The following is a 23142-nucleotide window of genomic DNA, read 5'->3' on the forward strand; positions in this document are numbered from 1 at the left end:
TCACGCTCCTCCGGAGCGGGCGGCGAGTGCGGCCTGATAGAGGTCTCGCGAGGAGAGCCCGGTGAGCGCCGCGACCTCGGACGCGGCGTCCTTCAGCCGGATGCCGTCGGCGACGAGCTGCTGCACCTGGGCGAGGGCGTCCTCCGGCGAGGCGTCGCGGCGGGCCGCCCCCTCGACGACCACCACGATCTCGCCCTTCACGCCGTTCTCCGCCCAGGCGACGAGCTCGGATGCCGTGCCGCGACGGACCTCTTCGTAGAGTTTCGTGAGCTCGCGGCACACCGCGATCCGCCGCTCGTCGCCGAAGGCCGCGCCCATGTCGGCGAGGGCGCTCGCGAGGCGGGCGGGAGACTCGAAGAAGACCATGGTGCGGGGCTCCGCCGCGAGCGCGCGCAGGGTCGAGCGCCGCTCCCCCGGCTTGCGCGGGAGGAAGCCCTCGAACGTGAAGCGGTCGGTGGGCAGACCCGAGATCGCGAGGGCCATCAGCACCGCGCTCGGCCCGGGGATCGCGGTGACGGTGACGCCCTGGGCGACCGCCTCGGCGACCAGTCCGTAGCCGGGGTCGCTCACGGTGGGCATCCCGGCATCGCTCATCACCACGATGTCGGTCTCCGCCGCGAGGGCCGCGAGCTCGGCGGCCTTCTGCTTCTCGTTGTGGTCGTGCAGCGCGATCAGACGCGGGCGGTTGTCGATGTGCAGGGCCTTCAGCAGGCGCTGCGTCGTCCGGGTGTCCTCCGCGACGACGACCTCCGCGTTCTCCAGCACCTCCACGAGGCGGCGGGACGCGTCGCCGAGATTTCCGATCGGAGTGGCGGCGAGGATGATCACCCGCCCAGCTTAGGCGGGCAGGATGCAGCCGGCGGAGAACACCCGTTGTCTAGGCTGGAGCGGTGACCGCGCCCGTGCCCCTGCTTCCCGCTCCCGAGGAGCGGCTGACGCGCTACGGGCGCCTCCGCGATCGGGTGCTGCACGCCCCGGACTGGGGACGGGCGATCCGGTGGCTCGCCCCGCTCGTCATCACCGCCCTGGCCGCGCTGCTGCGCCTGATCGGCGTCGCCCATCCGCACCAGCTCGCGTTCGACGAGACCTACTACGTGAAGGACGCCTGGTCGCTGTGGACCCTCGGCTACGAGGGCACCTGGGGCGAGAACGCCAACGAGGCGTTCCTCACGATGAAGGACCTGCCGCTCTCGGACGTGGGCTCGTTCATCGTGCACCCGCCACTCGGCAAGTGGCTCATCGCCCTCGGGATGGCGATCGGCGGTCCCGACAACAGCGCGGGATGGCGCCTGGCGACCGCGGTGCTCGGCACCGGCTCCGTGCTGCTGGTGTACCTGATCGCCCGGCGCCTCAGCGGCTCCGTGATCGTGGCGAGTGTGGCGGGCACGCTGCTGGCGATCGACGGCCTCAGCATCGTGATGAGCCGGATCGCCCTGCTCGACGGCATCCTGACGTTCTTCCTCCTGCTCGGCGTGCTGTTCGTGCTGATCGATCGGGAGCGCACCATCCCGGTGCTCGAGCGGCGCGACGACGAGGCGCCCGACCCGTTCTGGGGTCCCGTGCTCTGGCGCCGACCGTGGCTGATCGCGGCCGGAGCAGCGCTCGGCGCGGCCTGTGCGGTGAAGTGGTCGGGGCTCTACGCGCTGGCGGGCTTCGGCCTGTACATCGTCGTCACCGATGCACTGGCGCGACGTCGGGCCGGCGTGGTGCTGTGGCCGACGGCCGCCGCGTTCCGGCAGGGCCCGGTGTCGTTCGTCCTCCTGGTCTTCCCCGCACTCGCGGTGTACCTCATCAGCTGGACGGGCTGGTTCGTCACCGCCGGCGGCTACGACCGCCAGAGCGACTCGAACCCGCTGATCGCGCTGTGGAAGTACCACCAGTCCATGCTCGGCTTCCACGTCGGCCTCACCAGCGGGCACCCCTATGCGAGTCCCGCGTGGCAGTGGCCGCTCCTGCTGCGCCCGACCGCGGTCTGGGTCGACTCCGACCCGGCGGGCTGCGGCACCGATCACTGCATCGGCGTGATCTCCGCCGTCCCGAACCCGCTCATCTGGTACGGCGGGGTCGCCGCGGCCGTCTACCTGCTCTACCGGCTGGTGCGCGGCTGGATCACGCGGCAGTCGATCGGCGTCGAGCTGAGCATCCCGCTGGTCGGTCTCGCGGTCACCTACCTGCCGTGGCTGATGTTCCCCGAGCGCACGATCTTCCAGTTCTACACGGTGGTGATGATGCCGTTCCTGGTGCTCGCGCTCGCCATGACGCTGCGGATCATCGCGGGCAGACGCGAGGATCCGCTGTACCGCCGCCAGTCAGGCGAGCGGACCGTGATGATCTTCCTCGTGTTCGTGGTGCTGGTGTCGGCGTTCTTCCTGCCGCTGTGGACCGGCATGAGCGTGCCGTACGAGTTCTGGCTGCTGCACAACTGGATGCCCGGCTGGGTGTGACGAGCTAGACGGCATCGTCCGTCGCGACGTGCTCCACGAGCGGGAGGACCCGTCCGGAGAGGTGCGTGCGCATGGCGATGGACGACGCGGTGCGCGCGACGCCCGGCACCAGGGCGACCCGGTCGAGCACCTCCTGCAACTGCGTCGCATCCCTCGCCACCAGGCGCAGCTGCATGTCGCTGGCACCGGTGACGGTGTGCATGTCGACGATCTCCGGGACCGCATCCGCGAGGGCCGCGGCCACGTCGTCGTGCCCGACCTTCTGGTCGATCTCGACCAGGCAGAAGGCGACGACGCCGTATCCGAAGCCGGCCGGGTCGATGCGCGGCACGATCGCCTCGATCACCCCGCCCTCGTGCAGGCGCGCGAGGCGACTCGTCGCGGTGCCGCGGGCGATCCCGAGCCGCCGCGCGCACTCCAGTATCGGCAGCTGCGGCGACTCGGTGAGCAGTCGGATGAGCTGGGCGTCGAGACGATCGATGCGCATCGACTACTCCCGCACGACGCCGGGTCGGGCCATGCTCCGGGTCGCGCGGGCGACGAGGAGGAGCACGCCGGTGAGACCGAGCGTGAGCAGCAGCTGGATGCGCGCGGCCGGGTCGATCATCGCGAGGGCGATCACGGCGGCGAGCAGCACCAGACACAGCCACGACAGCCAGGGGAAGCCCCACATCCGCATCGGCATCGCTTCGCCCGCATGATCCGCACGGCGACGGAGGATGATCTGCGCCACCGCGGTCGCGGTCCAGATCACCAGCAGCGTCGAGCCGACGACGTTGAGCAGGGCGGGGAGCACCACGTCGGGGAAGGCCCAGTTGAGCCCGACCGTGACGAACCCGAAGGCCACCGACGCCAGCACCGCGACGAACGGCACGCCCTTGAGGCTCGTGCGGGTCGCCGCCAGCGGGGCGAGCCCGCGCTCCCCCAGCGAGTACGCCATGCGGGAGGCGCCGTAGATGTTCGCGTTCATGGCCGAGAGCAGCGCGATGATCACGATGAGATCCATCACGAGGCCGACGCCCGGAACGTTGAGCGTCTCGAGCACCGCCGAGAACGGGCCCGTCTTCACCGCGGGGTCGTTCCAGGGCAGTACCGCGACGATCACGAAAATCGATCCGACGTAGAAGACCAGGATGCGCACGAGCACCTCGCGCACGATGCGGCGGATGTTGTGCGCGGGGTCGTTCGACTCGGCGGCGGCGATCGCGACGACCTCGGTGCCGCCGAACGCGAACACCACGATGAGCAGGGCGCCGGCGATGCCGGTGATACCGTTCGGGGCGAAGCCGCCGTTGTCGACGAGGTTCGAGATGCCGGTGGCCGGCACTCCCGGGATGAGACCGATGATCGCGCACACGCCCACGACGAGGAACGCGATGATCGCCGCGACCTTGATCGCCGCGAACCAGAACTCGAAGCGGCCGTAGTTGCGCACGCCGAACAGATTGACCGCGGTCAGCGCCACGACGAAGATCAGCACCCACACCCAGGCGGGGATGCCGGGAGTCCAGTTCGCCACGATCGCCCCCGCGCCCGTCGCCTCGGCCGCGATCACCACGACCAGCTGGATCCAGTAGAGCCAGCCCACGGCGCTGCCGGCGCTCCGCCCCATCGCCTTCTGCGCGTAGGAGCTGAAGGCGCCGGAGCTCGGTCGCGCTGCGACCATCTCGGCGAGCATCGCCATCACCAGCACGACGATGCCGCCCGCGACGAGGTACGACACCAGGACGGCGGGACCGGCGATGCTGATCGCCTGCCCCGATCCGACGAACAGTCCGGCGCCGATCGCGCCGCCGAGACCCATCATCGAGATCTGTCGGCGGGTGAGCCCCGGGTGCAGCCCCTTGGTGGTCGTCGTGGTCGGCGGGACCTCGGTCAGGCGGTCGCCGGTCATGCGTTCACCTCGACGAGCTCGGCGGCGAGCGCGGCCTCCACGCGGTCGATGTCGGTCGCGGATCCGGAGGAGATGCGCACGCCTTCGTCCGCGAAGGCGCGTGCGACCACCCCACCCGCCTGCAGCAGACTCTCGAGTTCCGCCGTGCGATCGCCCGACGGCACCCACACGAAATTGGCCTGGGAGCGGACGGCGGGCCATCCGGCGGCGACGAGCACGTCGTACAGCCGATCGCGCTGCGCGACCACCTCATCGATGCGGGCGGCGAGCTCGTCCTCGGCATCCAGCGAGGCGAGGGCCGCAGTCTGCGCGAGATCGGTCACGCCGAAGGGCACGGCGACCTTGCGCTGGTTCTCGGCGATGGCCGCCGGCGCGATCGCGTCTCCGATGCGGAGTCCGGCGAGCCCGTAGGCCTTCGAGAAGGTGTGCAGCACGGCCACGTGCGGGTGCCGCCGGAACAGCTCGATGCCGGCACCCCGACTCTCGGTGCGATCGAAGTGCACGTAGGCCTCGTCGACCACGACGAGGATGTCGTGCGGCACCGCGGCGACGAAGCGCTCGAGCTCGTCGGCGCCGACGACGGTCCCGGTGGGGTTGTTCGGGTTGCAGACGAAGATCAGCCGGGTGCGCGGGGTGATGGCGGCGAGCATCGCGTCGAGGTCGTGCGCATGATCGACGTCGAGCGGAACCGGGACGGGTGTGGCACCGGCGATGCGGATGAGCGAGGGGTAGGCCTCGAACGACCTCCACGCGAAGACGACCTCGTCGCCGTCGCCGGCGACCGCGTGGATGAGCTGCGACGCGATCTCGACCGACCCGGCACCCACGGTCACCTCGGCGGCGTCGACGCCGTACCGCGCGGCCAGCTGCGCGCGCAGTGCGGCGGCGCTCATGTCCGGGTAGCGGTTGATTCCCTCGAGGCGTTCGCGCACGGCCCGGACGACCGACGGCAGGGGCGGATGCGGCGATTCGTTCGAGGAGAGCTTCGAGGCACCGGCCGGGGCGGAGCGCCCCTGTCGGTACGCGGGAACGGCGTCGAGTCCGGCACGGGTGGGGAGGGGCATCGTCAGAGCATCCTTGCTGTGATCGGGCGGCGGACCTGGTGGTACCGCCTGCTGTCGCGCAACAGTAGAACGGATGCCACGCACTGGACAATCGGCTCATCGGATGCTGCGCAACTCGCGCAACCAGCGTGCGTCTCGCCGCGAATCCCTAGGCAGATTGCACAGGAGATCTGTCAACCGCCGTGGGGCGCAGCTCCCCAAGCAGCGCGCACCGCGCCGAGCGCTTCGTCGAGAGTGATCCCGTCCGCCGCGGCGACGAAGGCTTTGGCCGCCTCGCGCACGCGCGTCCCGTGGGCATGCCCCCCTCGCACTCGCGTGCCACGCGCACGGCTGCTCTCGATCAGCCCCTCCGCCTCCAGCGCGGTGTAGGCCTTCGCGACCGTGCCCGCGGCGACCCGCAGGTCTGCGGCGAGCTGCCTGATCGACGGCAGCCGGTAACCCTCCGGGAGCTCACCGGAGCGGATGCTGTCGGCGATCTGCGACCGCACCTGCTCGAACGGCGCGATCGCACCGGACGGATCGACGGAGATCATCGGAAGGGTCGCATCCCGCTCGCCTGCTCGCCGAGCGCGGCGGCAGTCAGGCCGGCGAGTGCGACGCTGACGATGCTGAGCACGAGCGCCACGCCTCCGCCGATCCAGAGGGTGTTCGCCACCGCGGACCAGGCGAACGCGGGGCTCGACATGAGCATCACGTTCACCATCGAGATCCCGGTCATCGCCGCGATCCCGCCGAGCGCGAACAGGACGGAGCCGGTGCCGAGCCCGAGGATGACCTCGACCGAGCCGCGGCGCCAGCGCGCATCGATGTCGGCGTCGGAAGGCCGCGGGAACGCCGGCGTCGTGCTGATACGGTGCAGCGCGATGAGCACGCTGACGACGAGGACCGCGAGCGCGATGAGCACGGGAATCCCGTAGAACCAGCCCGGGTATGGACGCGCCCAGGACGAGACACCGTGCGCCTCGACGGAGAGCACGCGCGAGCGCCCGTCCTCATCGAGGGTGGCCGTCACCCCTCCGAGGATCAGAAGGACGACGAGTGCCAGGACCGCGGTGAGGAAGGCGCCCGCCCGCCGTGCCGGCAGGGCGGACAGCACCGACCGCGGCACGAGCCGGGCGACTCGCGGCTCGTCTGACTGCAGCGCGACCAGGCGTGGAGGAGTGGCTCCGTACAACAACATGCCCGCTGCACCGGCGATGAGCGGTGCGACCGCGAACGGCAGCCCGAGAAGCTGCGGCATCGTGATCCCCGCGACCGCGACGACCAGGAACACCGTGGCCGCGAACAGGACGGCGATCATGGCGCGACGCCGTGCGGCGCGGATCACCGGGACGAGGCGCCCGGCGAGGGCTTCGCGCGGCCGACGCCGCACCGCGAACCACACCACGACGGCCGCCACGACGACGCCCAGCACGTACCCCATCACCGCGAGCCCGGACATGACCACCCCCACTTTCGTGTACCACTGGAACGGTACACAAACGGGACTCCGTGTGTCAATCCATTGCTACACGAGGATGCTCGGCGTCAGCGCGCGGCGGACACCTCGGACGGATCGCTGACCGGCAGCCGACACACGAACGCGCGGCAGTCGTAGGCGCGCTCGGCCGTCGTGTCCTTGCCCTCGAACAGCCCGAACCCGGCATCCGCGAAGGCGTGTGCCTGCGCCGGCGTGACGATCGCGACGACCTCGGCCTCGGCTCCTCGGGCGGCACCCGCGAGTGCACCGTCGGGGGTGGCGGTCACCACGACGACCTGGCGCGGTGGAACGGCGAGCCCCGCGGCCACCCGCAGCAGGGTGCCGTGGGCGAACGGCTGCCCGATCGACCGCGCGGCGAGCGCGCTCACGGTCGCGACGGCCGCCTCCCGGTACCGGTCCCCCGCTCCCAGCCACCACGCGGTGAGGGCAGCGCCGGCGACCGCCGCGGCATCGGAGGGCAGGTCGCCGTCGGTCTGGTCGGGCGAGGTCGCGATGCCCTGGACGGACAGCAGCGGATCGTCGCCGCCGCTCCCCGCGAGCGCGTCGTCGAGGATGCCGCGCGCCGTGACGGCCCACTCCGCGTCTCCGGTCGCCAGGGCGAGGGCGAACAGGCCGTCGGCGAGGAGCCCGAGGTCGGCGGCGGTCGCCACCGCGGCGGACGCCCGGCCCTCCAAAGAGGTGCGCACGAGGGCACCCGCGGGGTTCCGGTTCACCCGCAGCACCCGGTCGGCGGCCGTCGCCGCGGCATCGATCCAGGGCTGCTCCCCGAGAGCCGCCCCCGCCCGGGCGAGCGCGCCGATCGCGAGGCCGTTCCACCCGGTGATCACCTTGCCGTCGACGGCCGGGGGCTCCAGCCCTGCTCGCTCGGCGACGGGACGGAGGTAGTAGCCGCCCTCGTTGCGAGCGCCGTCGATCATCGACTCCGAGTCCTGCGCCGCGCCGAACCCGCCGCCGTCGCGACGCAGCACGTCGATCAGGAAGGACGCGATGCCGCGCACGGTCTGCTCGTCCCCCGCCTCGAGCGCGACGTCGAGCAGCTGCGCGTTGTCGGTGAGCATCCGCTCGTAGTGCGGCACCGTCCAGTCGCGCCGGGTCGCGTACCGGAAGAACCCACCGTCGGCATCGCGCAGGTCGGAGCCCGCCATCGCGGCGAGGGCTCGGGTGGCCGACGCCGCCGCATCCGGGGCACCCTGCCGCACGACCGGGTGCTGCAGGAACCGCAGCGTCGTCGCCACGGGGAACTTCGGTGCGCCGCCGAAGCCGCCGAACTGCCGGTCCTCCCGCTGCGCGACGGTCTCCGCCGCCGTCGCGATCGCGACCACGTCGGGCAGCTCCGAGGGCGTGGACTCCGCCGCGCGGGCGAGCGCGTCGGTCACGGCATCCGCCGACTCCTCCGCCTGCACCCGGCGCTCGGTCCAGGCCTCCCGCACGGCCGCGAGCACCTCCCGGAAGGCCGGCAGCGGGGCTCGGGACTCCGGCGGCCAGTAGGTGCCGGCGTAGAAGGTGCGTCCTCGTGGTGTGGCGAACACGGTGAGCGGCCACCCGAGGTTCTGCGTGAAGGCGGAAGCGGCGGCCATGTAGGCGCCGTCGACCTGGGGGTGCTCCTCGCGATCGACCTTGACCGCCACGAACCCCTCGTTGATGAGGGCGGCGGTCGCCGGATCGGCGAACGACTCCCGTGCCATCACATGGCACCAGTGGCACGTCGAGTACCCGATGGAGATGAGCAGCGGCACATCGCGGCGGCGCGCCTCGGCGAACGCCTCCTCGCCCCAGGGGAACCAGTCGACCGGGTTGTCCGCGTGCGCGCGGAGATACGGGCTGAGGGTGTCGGCGAGCCGGTTGGTCATGCCCTCACGCTACGCCGCACGGCGGGTGTGCGGTCACGGGTGCGCGATCAGCTGACGAGGAGCTCGACCGGACGCGAGGCGGCGTAGCCCACCAGCGGCAGGGCCCTCTCCGCGGCCAGCGCGATGCGCGCGTGCAGCACGTCCGACGTGATCTCGTACCCGTCGAAATCGGTGTTGCTCGCGTAGACGCCCACCGGAAGGGTGAGCGCCTGGAAGAAGGCGAACAGCGGACGCAGCTGGTGCTCGATGATGAGGGCGTGCTTCTCGCCGCCGCCGGTCGCCGCGAGCAGCACCGGCTTGCCCACCAGGTCGTACTGGCCGACGAAGTCGAACAGGTGCTTGAAGAGCCCGGTGAACGAGGCGCGGTAAACGGGACTGCCCACGATCAGCAGGTCGGCGGACTCGATCGCCTGCAGCTGCGCCTCGACCTCGGGCGGCAGCTGGTCGCGCTGCAGCGCTCCGGCCAGGCCGGGGCCGATCTGCGTCAGCTCGATGAGCTGCGACTCGACCTCGGCGCGCTCGGAGATCGCGGCCGTGATCGCGCGGACGAGGGCGGTCGTCTTGCTCGGCTCGTGCAGGGAACCCGACACGGCGACGACGCGGAACGGAGCTGTCATGCCTCGACGGTACTCGCGACGCCGCCACGTGTCTCCCGATCCGACACGCGGCGTCATGTGGGCTCGAAGCGGCTCAGCGTCGGGGAATCGCCGCCATCGCCGCCGCGCCTCGTCCGACCAGGCGCTCCAGCGGTCCTCGGCCGAGGAACATCGACCACGCCGTCGCCGCCAGCAGCAGACCGACGGCGGTCGCCGCCCAGAACACGTTGCTCGAGAAGAAGGCGCCGGGGCCGCCGACCGCCGTGATCGACAGGACGTGTGCGCTGTATGCCGTGAGCGGCATGGAGCCGAGGGCGCCGAAGGGCAGCATCGGCCAGCGCAGGGGCCGACTGAGCAGCACGCACAGCGCGATGACCGCGAGCGCGAAACCGCCCGAGCCGAGGACCTCTGCGGTTCCCCCGCTGTGCGGTTCGACAGAGAAGACCGCGGCGAGCGCGGCGCCGAGCGGATCCGCATCAGCGAGCGACGCCGGGTATCCGTCCCATCCGGAGGGCGACGACACGATGCTCCCGAAGCTGCTGTCCGTGAGGGAGTCGCCGCCCGTAAGGGAGTCGCCGCCCGTGAAGGAGCTGTCGTCCACGAAAGAGCTGCCGTCCACGAAAGAGCTGCTGCTGCTCGATCCGGTGATGCCGGCGGACTGCCCGATCGCCCCCAGGCCGTACCCGACCACGGCGAGACCGACCCCGATGCACAGGGCGATCACCGCGGTGCGGATCCGTTCGACACCGAGGCGGCCGAGCGCCATCCCGCCCAGCACGAGGGCCATCCACACCGTGATCGGATACGTGCCGTAGAGGACGAAGCCGATGCCGGAGCCGAAGGGGTACAGCATCACGGCGTTCAGGAACGCCAGGAGCGCGGGTCCGAGAAGCGCCAGCACCCCCGCCCCGGCCAGCAGCTGCCACGGCCGCCAGCGCAGGAACGGGATGACCGCGACGTAGAGCAGACCGTAGAGGGTGAGGATCACCGCGATCGGGGTGTTGAGCATCTCCAGCGCCAGGCCGACCACGAAGATCACGGCGCCGCGGCCGACGAGGTTCAGCCGGATGCTCGGGATGCGCTCGCGCTCCGGGAGCGTGCTGCGGCCGGTCATCAGGGCGATCGAGACTCCCGCCAGCACCGCGAACAGGATCGACGAGCGTCCGTGCACCAGATCCGTCCACGTCGCCGGGTCGAACCAGTCGAACGGCTCGGTCTCGCCGATGTGCGCTCCGACCATCCCGAGGATCGCCAGAGCCCGGGCGACGTCCAGGCCGAGGATGCGCGGAGGCCGTCCGAACGTGCGGAACCACCGAACGGGAGGGAGAGCATTGATCACCAGATGATCGTAGGGTGCCGATCCCGTCATACGATGGAGGGCTATGTCCTCCCCCGTGATCTCCTATCCCCCGGAGCTGCCGGTCAGCGCTGCCCGGGCGGAGATCGCCGACGCCATCCGCGACCACCAGGTCGTGATCGTCGCGGGGGCCACGGGCTCCGGGAAGACCACGCAGCTCCCGAAGATCGCGCTCGAGCTCGGGCGGGAGCGCATCGCGCACACGCAGCCGCGACGTCTCGCCGCCCGCACGATCGCCGAGCGCGTGGCCGAAGAGCTCCAGGTCGAGCTGGGAACGCTGGTCGGCTACAAGGTGCGCTTCACCGACAAGGTGTCCGACGCCACCCGCATCGCCCTGATGACCGACGGCATCCTGCTCAACGAGATCCACCGCGACCGGCTGCTCACGCGCTACGACACGATCATCATCGACGAGGCGCACGAGCGCTCCCTCAACGTCGACTTCCTCCTCGGGTACCTCGCCCGCGTCCTGCCCGAGCGCCCCGACCTGAAGGTCATCATCACCTCGGCGACGATCGACCCCGAGAGCTTCGCGAAGCACTTCGCCGCGGCGGACGGCACCCCCGCCCCGATCATCGAGGTCTCCGGGCGCACGTATCCCGTGGAGATCCGCTACCGCGGGCCGGTCGAGGATGCGGACGACCAGGACGCGCCCGCGGAGCCGGAGGACGAGGTGTCGGCGATCGTCGCCGCGCTCCGCGAGCTCGACCGCGAGGCGCCCGGCGACGTGCTGGTGTTCCTTCCGGGCGAGGCGGAGATCCGCGATGCGGCCGACGCCGTGCGCGGCGCGTACGCGAACGATCGCTCGCCCACCGAGGTGCTCCCGCTGTTCGGCCGCCTCTCCGCCGCAGACCAGCACCGGGTGTTCGAGCGCAGCAGGGTCGCCGGCGTGCGCCGTCGCGTCATCCTCGCCACGAACGTCGCCGAGACGAGCCTCACCGTGCCCGGCATCAAGTACGTGGTCGACACCGGCACGGCGCGCATCTCCCGGTACAGCAACCGCTCCAAGGTGCAGCGGCTGCCGATCGAGGCGGTGTCGCAGGCCTCCGCGAACCAGCGATCGGGTCGCGCGGGCCGCACCAGCGACGGCATCGCCATCCGGTTGTACTCCGAAGAGGACTACGACCGGCGGCCGGAGTACACCGAGCCCGAGATCCTGCGCACCTCCCTGGCCTCCGTCATCCTGCAGATGCTGTCGCTCGGCTTCGGCGACATCACCGCGTTCCCCTTCCTCACTCCGCCCGACTCGCGGGGTGTGAAGGCCGCCTTCGACCTGCTCACCGAGCTCGGCGCCGTCGAACCGTCCCGTCGTGATGGAGCCCCGCACCTCACCCGCACGGGTCGCGACATCTCGCGCATGCCGATCGATCCACGGTTCGCGCGGATGCTGATCGAGGCCGGCAGGGCGGGCTCCGGTGGCACCGTGACGCGCGACGTGCTCGCGATCGTCTCGGGCATGACGATCCAGGACGTGCGCGAGCGCCCCGAGGAGCGTCGGGACGAGGCCGACCGTCTGCACGCGCGGTTCGTCGACCCGACCAGCGACTTCCTGACCCTGCTGAACCTGTGGAACCACCTGCGCGAGCAGCAGCGCGAGCTCGGATCGAGCGCGTTCCGACGGCTGTGCCGCTCCGAGCACCTGAACTACGTGCGGGTGCGCGAGTGGTTCGACGTGCATCGCCAGCTGCGGACGCTCGTGAAGACCTCCGACCGCACCGGTGATGCCGACGGGACGAGCGACCCCGACGCGATCCACCGCGCCCTGCTCTCCGGGCTCCTGTCGCAGATCGGACTCCTCGACGAGCGCACGGCACCGGCCGGCAAGGCGCACTCCCCCGCGAAGGAGCAGAAGGGGCGGCGCATCGCGGAGTACCGCGGAGCCCGCGGCATCCGCTTCTCGATCTTCCCCGGCTCCGGACTGCGCAAGAAGAGCCCGCGCGCGGTGATCGCCGCCGAGATCGTCGAGACCTCGCGCACCTTCGCCCGCACGGTCGCCGCGATCGACCCCGCGTGGGCCGAGCCCCTCGCCGGCGACCTGGCCAAGCGTCAGGTGACCGAGCCGCACTGGTCGAAGGATGCCGGTGCCGCCGTCGCGTTCGAGAAGGTGACGCTGTTCGGGCTCGAGATCATCCCCCGGCGACGCGTGCAGTTCGCCCGCATCGACCGGGCCGCCTCGCGGGAGCTGTTCGTGCGGCACGCGCTGGTCGAGGGCGAGTGGGACCCGACGCGGATCGACAAGCGTGTGAGCGCGTTCTGGCGCAGCAACGCCGAGCTGCGCAAGCGCCTCGAGAAGCTGGAGGAGCGCGAGCGCCGTCGCGACATCCTCGCCGGCGACGAGGCCGTGTTCCGGTTCTACGACGAGCGCATCCCCGCCGACGTGTTCGACGTGCGGTCGTTCGAGAGCTGGTGGCGAGAGGCCATGGCGGCGACGCCGAAGCTGCTCGTGATGCGCGAGAGCGACCTGATCGACGACGCCGAGCGTGCCGATCAGCGCGAATTCCCGACCCGGTGGACGCAGGGCGATCAGGTGCTCGGCCTCGCCTACCGGTTCGAGCCGGGAGCGGACGACGACGGCGTCAGCGTGGTCGTACCCCTCCCTCTGCTCGCGCAGCTCGAGGACCGCGGCTTCGACTGGCAGGTCCCCGGGCTCCGGGCCGAGCTCGTGACGGGTCTGCTGCGCGCGCTGCCGAAGGCGATCCGTCGCCACGTCGTGCCCGCCGCCGACTGGGCCGAGAAGTTCGGGGCCGAGCTCACCGAGGAGGGACCGGAGTCGCACGGCGGCCTGCCCCCGCGCACGCTCAAGGAGGCTCTCGCACGGCGCATCCAGCCGCTCGCGAACCAGCTGGTCTCGGCGGCCGACTTCGACGACGAGCGGGTGCCGGCCCACCTGCGGATGAACTTCCGCGCCGTGGACGAGCGCGGCCGGGTGGTCGGTTCCGGGCGTGACCTGCGCGCGCTGCAGACGCAGCTCTCCGACCGCGCGCGCAGCAGTGTCGCCCGTTCGATCGCCGCTCCGCCGCGTTCCGGAGCGCCGGGCGGGAACCGCGGTGCGGAGCGGGTCGCCGCCGCACCGGTCGAGCAGACCGGTCTGACGGCCTGGACCTTCGGCGAGCTGCCCGAGGTGCTCGACACCCGGGTCGCCGGCGGTGTGGTGCGCGGCTACCCCGCGATCATCGATGCGGGCAAGAGCGTGTCGGTCCGTGTCGAGTCGACGCCGGATGCCGCGGCCGCAGCCACGCGCGACGGGGTGCTGCGACTCGTGCTGCTCGGCGTGCCCTCCCCCTCCTCGTACGTGCAGCAGCACCTCACGAGCCAGGAGAAGCTCGCGCTCGCAGCCTCGCCCTACCCGTCCGCCGCCGCCCTCATCGAGGACTGCCGCGCGGCGGTGGCCCGCAAGGTCATCCAGGGCATCGTGCCGGACGGCATCGTGCGCAGCGAGGCCGAGTTCACGCGGGTGCGCGACGCGGTCTCGGCCGTCCTCGTCGACGAGCTCTTCGCGTGCGTGTCGCTCGTCGCGCGCATCCTCACGAAGTCCCGCGAGGTCGAGCGGGGCATCAAGTCGCAGAACTCCCTCGCCCTGCTCGGCCCGCTCAACGACATCCGCACCCAGCTCAGCGGGCTGCTGCATCCGGGGTTCGTCTCCGCCGCCGGCGCCGACCGGCTCACGCACTTCCCGCGATATCTGGAGGGGATGCTCGACCGGCTGAAGACGCTGGGAAGCGAGCCGGGCAAGGACCGGGCGCGCATGACCGAGTACGAACGGATGGCGAAGGCGTTCGAGGATGCGGGAGGAACGATCCCGCTCGCGCCCGATGCCCCGCCCGCCCTGGTCGAGGTGCGCTGGCTGCTGGAGGAGTATCGCGTGAGCGTCTTCGCCCAGCGCCTCGGGACGGCGCAGCCCGTGTCGCCGCAGCGCATCCTGAAGGCGCTCTCCGGCCGCTGATCCGCGCCCGGAGGTCTCCGACGCCGGTAGCCTGAACGCATGGCCAGCGCGATCGTCTACACCGAGTTCGGTTCCCCCGATGTCCTGCACCTGATCGAGATCCCCGACCCCGTCGCTGCGCGCGGCGAGGTCGTCGTCCGGATCGAGGCGGCCGGTGCCAATCCGATCGATGCGAAACTCCGCGCCCACAAGCGGCCTTCCCCGCCGATCACCGAGCCCCGCGGGGTCGGTTTCGACGGAGCCGGCGTGGTCGAGGCGCTCGGCGAGGGGGTCGACGACTTCGCGGTGGGAGATCGCGTCGCCATCCGCGAGGCGCAGGGCACCTACGCCTCGGCGATCGCGGTGCCGACGACGAAGCTCGCGAAGCTCCCCGACTCCGTCACGACCGCGGAGGGCGCCGCGATCGGCATCCCGGCCGGCACCGCCTACCAGGCGCTGCGCTCGCTCGGTGTGACGAGCGACGACGTGCTGCTCGTGCACGCGGGCTCCGGAGCCGTCGGACAGGCCGCCGTGCAGTTCGCCGTCGCCTGGGGCGCGACCGTCATCGCCACGGCGAGCCCCGCCCGTCACGACCAGCTGCGCGAGCTCGGTGCGATCCCCGTGGCCTACGGCGACGGACTGCTCGACCGGGTTCGCGACGCCGCTCCGGCGCCGGTCACCGTGGTGCTCGACGGCGCGGGCACCGACGAGGCGATCGAGACGTCGCTCGCCCTCGTGGCCGACCGCGACCGGATCGCCACGATCGTGCGCGGACCGGATGCCGCGTCCTTCGGCATCCGCGCCTTCTCCGGCGGCTCTCCCGTGCCGCTCACCGAGCAGGAGCTCGCCTGGCGCGCCGAGGCGATGCCCGAGACGATCGCCCTCCTCGACTCCGGCGACTTCACGATCGAGCTCGGCCCGCAGCTGCCGCTCGCCGAGGCGGCGCAGGCCCATGAGCTCATGGAGTCCGGCGCCGCCTCGGGCAAGATCATCCTGGTGCCGTAGCGGCTCCGATCAGGCCGGCGCCACCGGTCGGCCGATCGAGAGCATCAGCCGGTTCGCCCAGTTGAAGAACGCGGCGCCGTGGATCACGTCGGCGACCTCCAGGTCGTCGAGTCCGGCGGCGCGCAGCCGCGCGATCTCGTCCTCGCCGAAAGCGCTCGGCGTGTCGGTGAGGGCGATGGATGCGGCGACGATCGCGTTCCACCGCTCGCCGAGATCGGCCTCGACACCCTCCTCCAGCAGCAGGTCGACATCGTCCGTGCGCTTGCTGTGGTGCGCGGCGAACCGCGAGTGCACCGAGGCGCAGAAGACGCAGCCGTTGCGACGGGAGGCCGCGGTCGCCGCCAGCTCGCGGTCGGCGCGGGGCAGACCCTCCGCCGCGTTGTAGAAGATGTCCTTGTCGACGAGCGTGCGCGCCCTGAGCACCTCGGGGTCGCGCGCGAGCAGGCGGAAGTAGTCGTTCTTCGCGCGCGCCGCCTCGACGAGGCCCTCGTAGTGCCGCTCCGTCAGCTCCTCCTCCGCGAGCGGCTCGAGGTGCGGGACCCAGCCGACCTCGCCGCGGGTGAACGCGTGCGGGTGCGGGGCGTCGTCGTGGCGGAGCACGGTCTGCTCGGCGGTCATGCGGCCTCCTCCTCGGAGTTCTCTGCGGTGGCGGCGTCGGTCGCGGTCAGTCCCGCGGCGGTGAGCACCCGGAGTCCGGTCACCACGCGCTGCTGGAACGCGAGGAACGACACCAGCTGCGACAGGGTCACGATCCCGTCTGTCGACCAGCCCGCGTCGAGCAGGCGGCCGAGGTCGGCGCTCGAGGCTTCGCGAGGGCGGAAGACCAGCAGGTGGGTGTGCGCGAGAGCCGCGGCGAGGCGCTCCCCGACGGCCGTGGTGACCGCCTCGGACGGGGTGTATCGCGTCCCCTCCGTGTTCTCGTCCTGCAGACCGAGCTCCGTGTAGGCCCCGAAGGGTCCGCTGCCGGCCGCCCCCGCCGCCTCGTCGAGGACCACGGCCGCCAGCTGCGGAGCGGCGTCCTGCGCACGGGCGGCGTAGAAGGCCGCGGTCGCGTCCTCGGCACCGGCGAGGGCCGTGGCGAACGCCGCCACCAGCTCGCGCTCCGCCGGCGAGACGTGCTCGACCGACACCGGGTGGAACAGGGCGTCGAAGCTCGCCTGCAGCTGCTCCCTGGTCACCGGCCGACGGCGCCGCAGCGCATCGAGCTCGGGCGTCACCCCCGCGATCTGATCCACGATGTCGTCTGTCATGCGTTCTCCTTGAGGGTGAGGGTGTCGTCGGGGGAAGGGGTGAGCGCGTAGCCGAGGGCGGGAGCGACCTCGGCGGCGAAGAGCTCGATCGAACGCAGCACGTGCTCGTGCGGCGCGTCGACGGAGTGCACCTGGAAGGCCACCTCGGTCGCGCGGGCGAGCGTGGCGTCGGCCGCGAGCGAGTGCGCCACCTCCTCCGGCGTCCCCAGGTGGGTGTCCAGCGCGGCGATGAGGTCGTCGATGCCGTCGCCCGGGATCGTCTGACCCTGGCGCCGGAACCCCTCGGCCGCACGGCGCAGTCCGACCTCGGCGAACCGCAGGGCCTCGGCGCGGTCGTCCGCGACGAACACGGTGCGCGAGGCGGTGATCCGTGGCGTCGCGCCGTCGGGGAGGGCGTCGAGGTAGGCGTCGATGATCGGGTCCTGCAGCTCCGACAGCGGCGCGTGCAGACGATCGACCCCGCGCGGCTGGGTGCGGGAGAGCAGCAGCCCGTGCCCGTGGATGCCGGCGCGATGTCCGCCCGGTACCGAGAACGTGGCCTGCCAGACCCGGTCGGCCAGGTCGCCGGCGTCCGGATACAGCGTGTTCCCGGCCCCGACGTCGCGCCCGGCCAGACCGTCGAGCAGCAGGCGCAGCTTGCGGTCGTAGGTCGGTCCCTTGTCGCGCACGTCCTCCCCGAAGGGCGCGAACGACGACGGGGTTCCCCCGCTGCCGAGCCCCAGATCCACACGCCCCCCGGAGAGCAGATCCGCGACCACGGCGTCTTCGGCCACCCGCACCGGGTCCTCCAGCGGCAGCGTGATCACCCCGGTGCCCAGTCGGATGCGGCTCGTGCGCGCCGCGACGTGCGCGAGGAACACCAGCGGCGACGGCAGCCCGCCCTCGGCCGCGTGGAAGTGGTGCTGGGCGACCCAGGCCCGGCCGATGCCGTGACGCTCGGCCTGCTGGATCTGCGCCGTCGCCAGGGCGTAGCGGTCGGCCGGTGCGGCGTCGTCGAGCAGACGCGTGAAGAAGGCGACGGTGGGCGCGGTGGTCATACGACGGTCTCCGTTCGTCCGGGGACCGCGGCGAGCAGTTCCCGGGTGTAGTCGTGCTGCGGGTCGTGGAAGAGCTCCTCGGTCGGCCCCTCCTCGACGATCCGGCCCCGGCGCATCACCGAGACCGTGTGGCTGATCCTGCGCACCACCGCGAGGTCGTGCGAGATGAACAGATAGGTGAGTCCGAGCTCCGCCTGGAGCGAGGTGAGCAGCTCGAGGATGCGGGCCTGCACGGTCACGTCCAGCGCCGACACGGCCTCGTCGAGCACGACGATCTCCGGGTCGATCGCGAGCGCGCGGGCGATCGCGACGCGCTGGCGCTGCCCTCCGGAGAGCTCGCGCGGGGTGCGGCGCGCCACGTCCGCGGGCAACGAGACCCGGTCGAGCAGGGCGAGGGCGCGATCGCGTCGTTCGGCGCGACTGCCGACGCGGAAGTTCTGCAGCGGCTCGGCCACGATGTCGACGATCTGCTGCCGCGGATCCAGCGACGCGAACGGGTTCTGATACACGAGCTGGATGCGTCGTCGCAGCGTGCGCAGCTGCTCCCGCTGCGCACGGGTGACGTCGGCGCCCGCGACCTCGATGGTCCCGGCGTCCGGCTGGTGGAAGCGGGTGACCAGGCGCGCGGTCGTGGTCTTGCCCGACCCCGACTCCCCCACCAGCGCATGCGTGGTGCCCCTGCGCACGCGGAACGAGACGTCGTCGACCGCGCGGAACCGCTCGCGTCCGGCGACCCGGAACTCCTTCACGAGACCCTCCGCGACGATCGCGTACGGATGCTCGGCCGCGACGGCGGCTGCGTCCCGGAGGAACGGCGGGGCCTCGGGGCGACGGAATCCGGTCGCGAACGCGGGTGCGTCGGCGAGCAGCTGCTTCGTGTAGGCGTCGCCCGGCGCCGCGAGCACCGCCGCGCTGGCGCCCTGCTCGACGATCCGGCCGTCCTTGAGCACGACGAGGCGTTCCGCCCGGTCGGCCGCGACGCCGAGGTCGTGCGTGACGAGCAGGATGCTGGTGCCCTCCTCGCGCTGCAGCTCGTCGAGCAGGTCGAGCACCTTGCGCTGCACCGTGGCGTCGAGCGCGCTGGTCGGCTCGTCCGCGATCAACAGGCGCGGACGCAGGGCGATCGCGGTCGCGATCAGCACCCGCTGCCGCATGCCGCCGGAGAGCTCGTGCGGATACTGGCGCGCCCGCAGGTCCGGGTCGTCGATGCCGACCCGGTCCAGCAGCTCGATGGCGCGCGCACGACGCGACCGCCGATCGCTGTGTCCGTGCAGACGCAGGATCTCCTCGACCTGCGTGCCGATCGGACGCACCGGGTCGAGCGAGGTCGTCGGGTCCTGCGGCACGAGCCCGATCTCGGGACCGCGGATCCCGCGCAGCGCGCGATCCGACCACCCGGAGATGTCGAGGTCGCCGAGGAGCACACGCCCGCCGTCGACCCGTCCGCCGGCGGGCAGCAGGCCGAGCAGAGCGTGCGCGGTGGTGGACTTGCCCGAGCCGGACTCGCCGACCAGCGCCAGGGTCTGCCCCTCGGCGATCTCGAACGAGATGCCGTGGACGACCTCGCGGCCGCCGTACGAGATGCGCAGATCCGTCGCGGAGAGAACACTCATCGCACGCTCCTTCCGATGCGGTGGCTGATCCGGTTGGCGCTGAGGACGACGGCGACGACGACGAGGCCGGGAAGCGCGGTCAGCCACCAGGCGGTGCCGACGTAGTTGCGGCCGTCCGCGATCAGCAGCCCCCACTCGGGCGTGGGCGGCGGCGCCCCGTACCCCAGAAAACCGAGGGTCGAGATCGCGAGGATCGCGGTGCCGAACTGCAGCGCGGCGAGCGCGACGATCGGGGTCAGCGAGTTCGGCAGCACGTGGCGGCGCAGCACCGCGAAGAACGTCGCCCCGCTGCCGAAGGCCGCCTCGACGTACTCGGTCCGGCGCACGCGCGCGACCTCGGCCCGCATCAGGCGGGCGAACGCCGCGACGCTGCCGAGACCGACCGCGATCGCGGCGTTCACCGTGCCGAAGCCGAGCAGGATGATCACGGAGAGCGACAGCAGCAGCCCGGGGATCGCGAGCAGCACGTCGACCACCCGCATCAGGACGTCGTCGACGACACCCCCGACCGCACCGGCGATCGCGCCGAGCAGCGTACCGAGCGCGAGGCCGACGGTGACCGCGATGAGCGCTCCGGAGAGGGAGTGCACCGCGCCGTGCACGACCCGGCCGAACAGGTCGCGGCCGAGCGTGTCGGTGCCGAACCAGTGCGCGGCGCTGGGCGGCAGCAGCTTGTCGGCCGGCACGCCGGTGAGCGGGTCGCCCGGTGCGAACACCCCGGGGATCACCGCCCAGAGCACGGCGAGCGCGACGACCGCGAACGCCAGATACAGCCCCCAGGAGCGGCCGCGCAGCACGCGGCGCCGCGGGGCGTTGGTCGGCGGGGTCGGCGGGACCGGGGCCGGAGCGCCGTCGGATGCGACGAGCGGCTCGGTGATCGCGGGAGCGGTCATGCGGGCACCTCCTGAAGGGCGCGCCGCGAGCGGGACGAGGCGACGGTGCGCTGGCGCGGATCGATGAGCGGCGTGACGAGGTCGACCGCGAAGCTGATGATGACGAACCCCAGGGCGGAGAGCAGGACCACGCCCTGCAGCACCGGGATGTCCTGGTTCGCCACCGCCTGCTCGGTCAGCCGGCCGATGCCCGTGCGCCCGAACACGGTCTCGGTCACCACGGCGCCGCCGACGAGCTCGCCGAACAGCACACCGGCGATCGTCAGGGTCGGCACGGTGGCGTTGCGGGCGACCGAGCGCGTCAGCACCCAGAGCGGCGGCGCGCCCTTCGCGCGGACCACCGTGACGAACGGCTGCGCCTGCACCTGATCGATCGCGCGGACGAGCACCTGGGCCAGCGGCGCCGAGATCGGCACCGCGAGGGTCAGGACGGGGAGGATGAGCCCGCGCACCGGATCGGCGCCGACGATCGGCACCCAGCCCAGTCCGAACGAGAACACCTGGATGAGCAGGATGCCGAGCCAGAAGACCGGCACCGCGACGAAGAGGCCCGGCACCTGGCGCAGACCGTCGCGCAGCCACGCGAACGGGGCGAGCGAGGACAGACCCGCGATCAGGACGGCCAGCAGCAGCGCGACGACGAGTCCGAGCGACGCGAGCAGCAGCGTCGCCGGCAGGGCCTCGGCCAGCATCGTCAGCACCGGGGTGCCGAACTGGGTCGAGAAGCCGAAGTCTCCGGCGAGGAAGCCGAGACCCGCGTGCAGGTACTGCTCCCACCAGGGCAGGTCCGCCCCGTAGGTGGCGCGGATGCTGTCGAGCTGATCCGGCGACAGCCCGAGGCTGGGGTCGGAGAACTTGATCAGGATCGCATCGCCCGGCAGCAGCTGCAGCAGGAAGAAGGTGGCCGTGAAGGCCGCGATCAGAACGATCGCGGCCTGCCCGGCTCGTCGGAGGACGAAGCTCATCGTGTCACCGGGACTCTCAGTGCTCGGCGAGCCACACGCCGGAGAACGTGGGGCGTCCGACCGACTCGAAGGCCACGCCGTGCACGTAGGTCGCGGTGCCGTACACCTGCGGCTCCTCAAACAGCGGGATCACGTACGCCTGCTCGGCGATGTAGTCCTGCACGGCCTGGGAGGCCGCGATGCGCTTGTCGGCGTCGGGCTCGGAGGCGACGGCGAGCAGGAGCTCGTCGAGCTTCGCGTCCTTCGAGATCAGCACGTCGCGGTTCTTCGTGAAGTACTGGCTCTTGATCACGTCGAGGTCCGCACGGCCGACCATCGAGTGGTAGAAGCCGGTCTTCAGCGGATCGCGGGTGTCCTCGGCCGCGCTGCCGGCATCGCCGGGCTTGACCGAGAGCTCCACGCCGACCGTCGCCAGCTGTTGCGCGACCAGCTCCAGGGTCTGCTTCGACAGCGGCTGCGGCTTGGCCTCGTAGACGGTGATCGACAGGCGCTCGCCGTCCTTCTCCCGGATGCCGTCGGCGCCGGGCTTCCAGCCGGCCTCGTCGAGCAGCTTCTCCGCCTTCTTCGGGTCGTACGCGTAGTGCGCGGACTCGTCCTTGTAGCCGACCGCCTGCGAGGAGAGCACCGATGTCGCCACCGGGTAGTTCTCGGTGAAGAGCGTGTCGACGACCTCCTGCGCGTTCACGGCGGCGATGATCGCCTGGCGCACGCGGATGTCGCCGAGGAGCGGGTTCTCGGGGCGCAGCGCGATCGAGTTGTTCACGCCGCGGGTCTGCGGGGCGTAGAGGGTGAAGCCCGCGCTCTCGACGCGGTCCTCGTCGAACGCCTGCACGTAGCGGACGTAGTCGGCTTGACCGGCGAGCAGCGAGCCGATGCGCACCGAGTCCTCCGGGGTGATCAGCACGTGCACGGCGTCGAGGTAGGGGCGTCCGTCGTTGTCGACGCTGTCGGGACCCCAGTCGTAGTCGTCACGGGCGGTGAGGGTGTACTCGGTGCCGAGCTTCTCGTCCGTGACGGTGAAGGGGCCGGAGCCGATGATCTCGGCCGCGTTGCCCGCGCCGAAGTCCTCGATCGTGCCGTCCAGCGTCTCCGGCGACAGCAGTCCCGAGTTGATGGTCGAGGTCGCCTGCAGGAACCCGGGCGACGGCGCCGTGAAGTGGAACGTCACGGTGTCCTCGTCGACCACCTCGCTGCTGGCGTAGTTGTTGATCGCCTCCGAGACGGTGAGGCCGCGCTCCGCGTCGCCCAGACCGTAGGTGTCGAAGTTCTTCGCCACCGCGGCGGCGTCGAGCGGGGTGCCGTCGGAGAAGGTCACGTCGGCGTTCAGGTTGAACGTGTACTCCGTGGCGTCGTCGTTCACGGTCCAGTCCGAGGCGATCCACGGCTCGATCTCGAGGGTCTCCGGGTTCTGCCAGGTGAGGCGCGCCGCGATGTTGTTGACGATGCCGCCGTTCGGGTAGAAGCCGGCCTGCGGCGGGTACAGGTTCGTGTAGGCCTGGTGCTCGAGATACGTGAGCGTCCCGCCGGTGACCGGGTCGCCGGCCTCGGCGGCGGAGTTCGCCGGGACGGGCGACGACGCGCAGGCCGCGAGACTGCCCGCGAGGATGAGCGGGAGCGCGACTGCGGCAGCGCGGATGAGACGACGGTTCATGCGGAGAGCCTCCTGGCTTCGGGTGCTGTGGTTCGGGTGCTGTGGATCAGGTGCGGTGGTTCGGGTGGTGAGGGTGATCTCACGGTAGGAATCGCGGATGCCGTGGCGCGAAGCGGCGGAC

The 23142-nt window shown here is 71.7% G+C and carries 19 protein-coding genes; 3 read left to right on the top strand and 16 right to left on the bottom strand.

From position 1 onward, the window contains the following. A complete protein-coding gene (gene rsmI, locus MME74_RS12525) occupies window positions 1-828 on the bottom strand; it encodes a 16S rRNA (cytidine(1402)-2'-O)-methyltransferase (protein ID WP_267415364.1) in 828 nt (275 codons plus the stop codon). Window positions 829-890: 62 nt separating this feature from the next. On the opposite strand from rsmI, the gene MME74_RS12530 reads away from it, so the two are divergent. After that, complete coding sequence (locus tag MME74_RS12530; protein WP_267415365.1) at window positions 891-2444, top strand: dolichyl-phosphate-mannose--protein mannosyltransferase; 1554 nt, start codon at window positions 891-893, stop codon at window positions 2442-2444. Between the two features lie 4 nt (window positions 2445-2448). On the opposite strand, the gene MME74_RS12535 is transcribed toward MME74_RS12530, so the two are convergent. From MME74_RS12535 to MME74_RS12570, 8 genes are all read right to left on the bottom strand, one after another. Beyond that, window positions 2449-2931, bottom strand: a complete 483-nt coding sequence (locus tag MME74_RS12535) for an Lrp/AsnC family transcriptional regulator (protein ID WP_267415366.1) — start codon at window positions 2929-2931, stop codon at window positions 2449-2451. A gap of 3 nt (window positions 2932-2934) precedes the next feature. Beyond that, window positions 2935-4338, bottom strand: coding sequence for an amino acid permease (locus tag MME74_RS12540; RefSeq protein ID WP_267415367.1), 1404 nt, complete (start codon window positions 4336-4338; stop codon window positions 2935-2937). Beyond that, complete coding sequence (gene hisC, locus MME74_RS12545; RefSeq protein WP_267415368.1) at window positions 4335-5402, bottom strand: histidinol-phosphate transaminase; 1068 nt, start codon at window positions 5400-5402, stop codon at window positions 4335-4337. The genes MME74_RS12540 and hisC overlap by 4 nt, the downstream gene beginning before the upstream one ends. Before the next feature lie 173 nt (window positions 5403-5575). Further along, a complete protein-coding gene (locus tag MME74_RS12550; RefSeq protein WP_267415369.1) occupies window positions 5576-5935 on the bottom strand; it encodes a GntR family transcriptional regulator in 360 nt (119 codons plus the stop codon). After that, window positions 5932-6843: a hypothetical protein gene (locus MME74_RS12555; RefSeq protein ID WP_267415370.1), complete on the bottom strand. Its 912-nt coding sequence runs from the start codon at window positions 6841-6843 to the stop codon at window positions 5932-5934. Before MME74_RS12555 ends, MME74_RS12550 begins: the two co-directional genes overlap by 4 nt. Window positions 6844-6929: 86 nt before the next feature. After that, window positions 6930-8732 (bottom strand): thioredoxin domain-containing protein, encoded by a 1803-nt coding sequence (locus tag MME74_RS12560; protein ID WP_267415371.1) that lies wholly within the window; start codon window positions 8730-8732, stop codon window positions 6930-6932. Window positions 8733-8779: 47 nt separating this feature from the next. Further along, window positions 8780-9349, bottom strand: a complete 570-nt coding sequence (gene msuE, locus MME74_RS12565; RefSeq protein WP_267415372.1) for an FMN reductase — start codon at window positions 9347-9349, stop codon at window positions 8780-8782. A 73-nt stretch (window positions 9350-9422) separates the two neighbouring features. Then, window positions 9423-10667, bottom strand: a complete 1245-nt coding sequence (locus MME74_RS12570; protein WP_267415373.1) for a heparan-alpha-glucosaminide N-acetyltransferase domain-containing protein — start codon at window positions 10665-10667, stop codon at window positions 9423-9425. Window positions 10668-10710: 43 nt separating this feature from the next. Between MME74_RS12570 and hrpA the strand changes: the two genes are divergently transcribed. After that, window positions 10711-14628, top strand: a complete 3918-nt coding sequence (gene hrpA / locus MME74_RS12575; RefSeq protein ID WP_267415374.1) for an ATP-dependent RNA helicase HrpA — start codon at window positions 10711-10713, stop codon at window positions 14626-14628. 39 nt (window positions 14629-14667) lie between these two features. Beyond that, window positions 14668-15612, top strand: coding sequence for a quinone oxidoreductase family protein (locus MME74_RS12580; RefSeq protein ID WP_267415375.1), 945 nt, complete (start codon window positions 14668-14670; stop codon window positions 15610-15612). A gap of 9 nt (window positions 15613-15621) precedes the next feature. Here the strand turns inward: MME74_RS12580 and MME74_RS12585 are convergent, their stop codons facing one another. From MME74_RS12585 to MME74_RS12615, 7 genes are read right to left on the bottom strand one after another with little or no spacing between them, the layout of a single operon-like run. Continuing rightward, window positions 15622-16230 (bottom strand): alkylhydroperoxidase domain protein, encoded by a 609-nt coding sequence (locus tag MME74_RS12585; protein WP_267415377.1) that lies wholly within the window; start codon window positions 16228-16230, stop codon window positions 15622-15624. Next, the gene (locus MME74_RS12590) at window positions 16227-16862 is read right to left on the bottom strand and encodes a CMD domain protein (protein ID WP_267415379.1); all 636 of its coding nucleotides are present in this window, start codon (window positions 16860-16862) and stop codon (window positions 16227-16229) included. Before MME74_RS12590 ends, MME74_RS12585 begins: the two co-directional genes overlap by 4 nt. Then, a complete protein-coding gene (locus tag MME74_RS12595; RefSeq protein ID WP_267415381.1) occupies window positions 16859-17899 on the bottom strand; it encodes a putative FMN-dependent luciferase-like monooxygenase in 1041 nt (346 codons plus the stop codon). Before MME74_RS12595 ends, MME74_RS12590 begins: the two co-directional genes overlap by 4 nt. After that, window positions 17896-19512 (bottom strand): dipeptide ABC transporter ATP-binding protein, encoded by a 1617-nt coding sequence (locus MME74_RS12600; protein ID WP_267415382.1) that lies wholly within the window; start codon window positions 19510-19512, stop codon window positions 17896-17898. The genes MME74_RS12595 and MME74_RS12600 overlap by 4 nt, the downstream gene beginning before the upstream one ends. Beyond that, on the bottom strand, window positions 19509-20405 hold the full coding sequence (locus tag MME74_RS12605; RefSeq protein ID WP_267415384.1) for an ABC transporter permease: 897 nt from the start codon (window positions 20403-20405) through the stop codon (window positions 19509-19511). Before MME74_RS12605 ends, MME74_RS12600 begins: the two co-directional genes overlap by 4 nt. Beyond that, window positions 20402-21370, bottom strand: a complete 969-nt coding sequence (locus MME74_RS12610; protein WP_267415386.1) for an ABC transporter permease — start codon at window positions 21368-21370, stop codon at window positions 20402-20404. Before MME74_RS12610 ends, MME74_RS12605 begins: the two co-directional genes overlap by 4 nt. A 16-nt stretch (window positions 21371-21386) precedes the next feature. After that, the gene (locus MME74_RS12615) at window positions 21387-23021 is read right to left on the bottom strand and encodes a TIGR04028 family ABC transporter substrate-binding protein (protein ID WP_267415387.1); all 1635 of its coding nucleotides are present in this window, start codon (window positions 23019-23021) and stop codon (window positions 21387-21389) included. Window positions 23022-23142 lie beyond the last annotated feature (121 nt).

Origin of the sequence: Microbacterium oxydans (genome assembly GCF_026559675.1) — a bacterium.
GTDB lineage: Bacteria > Actinomycetota > Actinomycetes > Actinomycetales > Microbacteriaceae > Microbacterium > Microbacterium oxydans_D.

What these genes read in the sequence shown, in the direction of transcription:
- MME74_RS12535 (WP_267415366.1), bottom strand. Translation starts at nt 2,931, where the DNA reads ATGCGCATCGATCGTCTCGACGCCCAGCTCATCCGACTGCTCACCGAG.
- MME74_RS12540 (WP_267415367.1), bottom strand. Translation starts at nt 4,338, where the DNA reads ATGACCGGCGACCGCCTGACCGAGGTCCCGCCGACCACGACGACCACC.
- hisC (WP_267415368.1), bottom strand. Translation starts at nt 5,402, where the DNA reads ATGCCCCTCCCCACCCGTGCCGGACTCGACGCCGTTCCCGCGTACCGA.
- MME74_RS12550 (WP_267415369.1), bottom strand. Translation starts at nt 5,935, where the DNA reads ATGATCTCCGTCGATCCGTCCGGTGCGATCGCGCCGTTCGAGCAGGTG.
- MME74_RS12555 (WP_267415370.1), bottom strand. Translation starts at nt 6,843, where the DNA reads ATGTCCGGGCTCGCGGTGATGGGGTACGTGCTGGGCGTCGTCGTGGCG.
- MME74_RS12560 (WP_267415371.1), bottom strand. Translation starts at nt 8,732, where the DNA reads ATGACCAACCGGCTCGCCGACACCCTCAGCCCGTATCTCCGCGCGCAC.
- msuE (WP_267415372.1), bottom strand. Translation starts at nt 9,349, where the DNA reads ATGACAGCTCCGTTCCGCGTCGTCGCCGTGTCGGGTTCCCTGCACGAG.
- hrpA (WP_267415374.1), top strand. Translation starts at nt 10,711, where the DNA reads ATGTCCTCCCCCGTGATCTCCTATCCCCCGGAGCTGCCGGTCAGCGCT.
- MME74_RS12580 (WP_267415375.1), top strand. Translation starts at nt 14,668, where the DNA reads ATGGCCAGCGCGATCGTCTACACCGAGTTCGGTTCCCCCGATGTCCTG.
- MME74_RS12585 (WP_267415377.1), bottom strand. Translation starts at nt 16,230, where the DNA reads ATGACCGCCGAGCAGACCGTGCTCCGCCACGACGACGCCCCGCACCCG.
- MME74_RS12590 (WP_267415379.1), bottom strand. Translation starts at nt 16,862, where the DNA reads ATGACAGACGACATCGTGGATCAGATCGCGGGGGTGACGCCCGAGCTC.
- MME74_RS12595 (WP_267415381.1), bottom strand. Translation starts at nt 17,899, where the DNA reads ATGACCACCGCGCCCACCGTCGCCTTCTTCACGCGTCTGCTCGACGAC.
- MME74_RS12600 (WP_267415382.1), bottom strand. Translation starts at nt 19,512, where the DNA reads ATGAGTGTTCTCTCCGCGACGGATCTGCGCATCTCGTACGGCGGCCGC.
- MME74_RS12605 (WP_267415384.1), bottom strand. Translation starts at nt 20,405, where the DNA reads ATGACCGCTCCCGCGATCACCGAGCCGCTCGTCGCATCCGACGGCGCT.
- MME74_RS12610 (WP_267415386.1), bottom strand. Translation starts at nt 21,370, where the DNA reads ATGAGCTTCGTCCTCCGACGAGCCGGGCAGGCCGCGATCGTTCTGATC.
- MME74_RS12615 (WP_267415387.1), bottom strand. Translation starts at nt 23,021, where the DNA reads ATGAACCGTCGTCTCATCCGCGCTGCCGCAGTCGCGCTCCCGCTCATC.